The 3,272-nt window shown below is 50.2% G+C and carries 3 protein-coding genes; 1 reads left to right on the forward strand and 2 read right to left on the reverse strand.

Translation table 11 applies throughout. From position 1 onward, the window contains the following. Positions 1-763: phosphoenolpyruvate carboxykinase (ATP) (locus BLX24_RS29710; RefSeq protein ID WP_143092887.1), on the forward strand; the 763-nt coding region annotated here is incomplete at its 5' end. Positions 764-824: 61 nt separating this feature from the next. Here BLX24_RS29710 and BLX24_RS29715 read toward each other — a convergent pair. Both BLX24_RS29715 and BLX24_RS29720 read right to left on the reverse strand, forming a co-directional pair. Next, on the reverse strand, positions 825-1,454 hold the full coding sequence (locus tag BLX24_RS29715; RefSeq protein ID WP_071506839.1) for a response regulator transcription factor: 630 nt from the start codon (positions 1,452-1,454) through the stop codon (positions 825-827). Beyond that, the coding region (locus BLX24_RS29720) for an ATP-binding protein (protein WP_143092888.1) at positions 1,429-3,272 on the reverse strand (1,844 nt) is incomplete at its 5' end. The genes BLX24_RS29720 and BLX24_RS29715, both read right to left, overlap by 26 nt.

Here is a 3,272-nt window from a genome sequence, read left to right on the forward strand (position 1 = left end):
CGGTATATTTAACATAGAAGGCGGATGCTATGCCAAAGTGATTGATCTGACCCGCGAGCGTGAACCGCAGATCTTTGACGCTATCCGTTTTGGTTCCATTGTCGAAAATACCGTTTTCCGGCGCAACAGCCGCGAGGTTGATTATACAAACGCCGGCCTGACCGAAAATACACGTACGTCATACCCGATTGACTTCATTCCGGATGCCGTTACTCCGTCGGTTGCGACCCACCCGAAAAACATATTCTTTCTTACCTGTGATGCCTTCGGCGTTCTGCCGCCGATCGCAAAACTGAGCACGGAACAGGCGATGGATTATTTTGTACTTGGTTACACGGCCAAAGTCGCCGGTACGGAGATGGGTATTACCGAACCACAGGCGACCTTCTCCGCTTGCTTCGGAGCGGCGTTTATGCCGCTGCCGCCGCGGGAATATGCCCATATGCTTGGCCGGTATATTGAAAACCAGCAGGTTTCTGTCTGGCTGATTAATACCGGATGGACGGGTGGAGGCTTTGGAACGGGGAACCGCATGAAACTTCCGTTTACACGGGCCATGATCCGTGCTGCCCTGCGCGGAACGCTCGATACGGTCCCGTTTGTCAACCATCCGGTTTTTGGACTGGCCATGCCGACAGTGTGCCCGGGGGTTCCGACCGACCTGTTAAACCCACGAAACACATGGGCACACCAGGACGCTTATGATGCACAGGCCCGTCGCCTGCAAACCATGTTTCTGGAAAAGAAAACCCTGATGGGGTAACGATACACCCTGTTCACGAACCCATTACCCGCCGGAACCTGAAAGCCCGGCGGGTAATGGGTTAATCCGCACCAACATCGAACTTGCTCAGAAAATCGTAGAATTCGACCTTAGACCGGATATTCAGTTTCTGATTGATATTTTTACGATGCGTTTCAACCGTATAGTAGCTCAGGTTTAAGTAATTAGCCACATCTTCCGTGGTCATTCCTTTTTTGATTGCCCGCAGAATATCGGCTTCACGCTTCGTTAGCCGGTTTTTCATCGTAAAGGAATCTTTTACGGTAAGCTCTTTCTTCGTTACCAGCGATTCAAAGACCTGATCGCCGGACATCACGCCGCAGAGGGCATCAATCAGCTTCGATGCCGGGGTTGTCTTGGGCAGGTAACCATCCACTCCAGAGTCTTTGAACATCTCGATTTCCTTGTTGCCGGCATACATGCTGATTACTACAATCTTTCCGGAAAAGGATTGTGCTTTCAGCTCATTCACGATTGTTAACCCGTTGATTTCCGGCATATTAAAGTCAATCAACACCAGAGACGGGCGGATCGACAGGCACTGATAAATCGCCTGCCGACTGTCAAATACCTGGCCGACCACATCAAATTGGTTCGACTCTTTCAAGATTAAACTAAGCCCATCACTAAACAGCTGGTGGTCATCAATGATGAGTACGGGTATTTTCATACGCAATTTCAATCAGGACACTGGTACCATCCGGTGTCGAATCTATTGTTAGGTTAAGATCGGTCAGACTGGCCCGTGTCCGGATATTATGCAGGCCGATACCCTGCACCTTTTTGGCCGCATCAAAGCCTACGCCATCGTCTTCCACGCTGATAATTAACGCATTTTCTCCCGAAAAAAACTGAATATGCGCTTCATTCGCGTGGGCATGCCTGATGATATTAGTCATCAGTTCACTGATAATGGCATGGAGGTTCTGCTGGATCAGCTCCGGAAGCCGATCAAACTGCCCTTCGGTAAAGTCGGTAAAGAAAAAGTTGGTCGACGAAAATGTATTGAACCGGCTCACCAGATCGGCAATCCGTTCGGAAAGGGGCTGCTCGCTGTCCCGGACCAGATTCTGACTAATGACCCGAAGCTCATTGATCGCCGAAAGAATCAGCATTTTGGTCGTTTCAGGCTTCAGCTCCTTCATATTGAGGTAGCCCAGAGCCGAGGCCAGCGTATTGCCGACCTGGTCGTGCAGGTTCCGGCCAATGGCTTCGATTTCGGCCTTATGCTGATTATCCATGCTCAGTTTCAGCCGGTCGAGCCGCCGCCGCATTTTCTGCTTCGTTACCAGCTCTTTCCGGAACTCACTGATGGTAAGATATACCAGGACAAAAATGGTGAAAATAGTATTCAGATAGGTAACATTCAGCGACAGCTGACCGCGATGGATGTTAAACATGACCAATACCAGATCGACAAGAAAAGGCAGAAAGGCAAAGGAAGCAGCAAACAGATAGTTCACAATCCCGGCCCGGAGGTAGGCCAGCCACGACAGATAAATACCCCAGCACATGCCCAGGACCGACAGTACTACCAACCCGTTTGTATACAGATAATTGGAGATTTCGGTCTGCCAGCCGGCAATCAGTATCATCATGCTGATGTTCAGCACGCCCATGACGAGGGCAGTGCGAAAAAGCCACTTCCGGTTTACGGGAACATCTTTCATGATCGCGAAACCAAAAGGCAGAAACAGCACATTCGTCAGATAAACCGAAAAGGCGCCCATGTTCGTTGCACTCAGACAAAGCCAGCCGGGAAACGGGACGTTGTCGTAGTAATCGCCCATGTAGAGAAAAATACAGCAAAGACCGAAAAGCATTCCACAGAAACAGAACATATGCCATTGCTCAAACAAGCTCGCCAGAAAGACCATCACAATGATGATAATCAGGGTATAGATTACCCGGAAACTATTCTTAAAATCATTATGAATGGCCTGTTCAACAAAACGGACTTCATCAAACAAGGCAAGGCTTGTTTCCTGTAAACCGGTATACCGCTTTGTCTGTAACAGAAAGCAGGCCGTATCGCGGGCCGCCACGAAGACCGGTAACGCAAACGCCCTGAACGAATAAGGCCGGTGGGCAATGGGCATGGTACGGGTCAGATAACCGGCAGGGATCAGCTTTTCGTCCGAAACGCGGTACAGGGTAATGGCATCCAGCCGGACGTGTTCAGCCTGAAGCACCAGCTTACGGGCCTTATCACCGGCATTGACCAGTTGTATAAACACCCATGCCTGATGGTTATTGTATGACCGGCCCAGGACAATTTTATCCGGCTGTTCGTTGGCGGTGAAGGTTTGTCTGATAAAGGCCGACAGCGGCCGGTTTGGGGGAGGAGTACCGGTGAACGTTGTCGAAAACAGCACCCTGGGGTTCAGATTGGCTTCCTTAAATGTACCGCTAAGGACCACCGTCGGATTGCCCCTGACCGGCGTTGTTTGCCTGTCGACAAAGATGAACGAGATCACCAAACCAACTC

The sequence above is a fragment of the Arsenicibacter rosenii genome, assembly GCF_001870735.1.
GTDB classification, from domain to species: Bacteria; Bacteroidota; Bacteroidia; order Cytophagales; family Spirosomataceae; genus Arsenicibacter; species Arsenicibacter rosenii.

Excerpts from the sequence above, each read along its gene's own strand:
- BLX24_RS29715 (WP_071506839.1), bottom strand. The coding sequence starts at position 1,454 with ATGAAAATACCCGTACTCATCATTGATGACCACCAGCTGTTTAGTGAT.